Raw genomic sequence first — 861 nt, 5'->3', positions numbered from 1 at the left:
GAATAATTGGTAGGTTTCTTAAAGGTGGATACATGGAGGAAGGTAAGAAATTCAAAACAGACAAGGGTACACCGCAAGGTGGAGTAATATCTCCGGTATTAGCCAATGTTTATCTCCATTATGTCCTCGACCTTTGGTTTGAGAAGAGAGTTAGGAAACGGTGTAAGGGACAAGCATACATAGTGAGATATGCAGATGATTTTGTTTGTTGTTTTCAATATAAAAGTGAAGCCCAGCAATTCTTCCAATCATTAAAGTTGAGATTAAAGAAATTTAATCTAGAAATAGCTGAGGATAAAACCAAAATTATTCCCTTCGGGAGGTTTGCGGAGAAAAATGCAAATCAGCAGGGGAGAAGGAAACCAGCAACCTTTGATTTCCTTGGTTTCACACACTACTGTGGGAAGAGTAAACAAGGAAACTTTCGAGTGAAACGGAAATCAAGCAGGAAGAAAGTCCAAGGTAAACTAAAAGAAACGAAAGAATGGCTGAAGAATAATCGAAATAAAGATATTCATATGATTATGGATAGATTTAAACGTTCACTAATAGGTTATTACAACTATTACTGCATTACAGATAATAGCCAAAGTGTAAACAACTTCAGAGACAAAATCGGATACTTACTATTTAAATGGCTCAATAGAAGAAGTCAAAGGAAATCCTTTACTTGGGATAAATTCAGACTCTTTCTTAATAAATATCCACTACCTTCACCAAGAATAAAGGTTAATATATATGACTTAAGAAAAGAGATTAGCTACATTTTGTAAATGATGACTAGGAGGAGCCGTGTGCGTTAATAGCGCAAGCACGGTTCTGTGAGGGGGGAGGAATACAATCTACCGTTAGGTAGAGAGG

General features: G+C 36.5%; 1 protein-coding gene. It reads left to right on the top strand.

Translation table 11 applies throughout. The features are described from left to right. Positions 1-773: reverse transcriptase domain-containing protein (locus JN080_RS28830; protein WP_256239360.1), on the top strand; the 773-nt coding region annotated here is incomplete at its 5' end. Positions 774-861: the final 88 nt, after the last annotated feature.

Source organism: Bacillus sp. EB600 (assembly GCF_024494385.1).
In the GTDB taxonomy this organism is placed as follows: domain Bacteria; phylum Bacillota; class Bacilli; order Bacillales; family Cytobacillaceae; genus JAEVLT01.
This window is presented reverse-complemented; position numbering and strand designations above follow the sequence as displayed.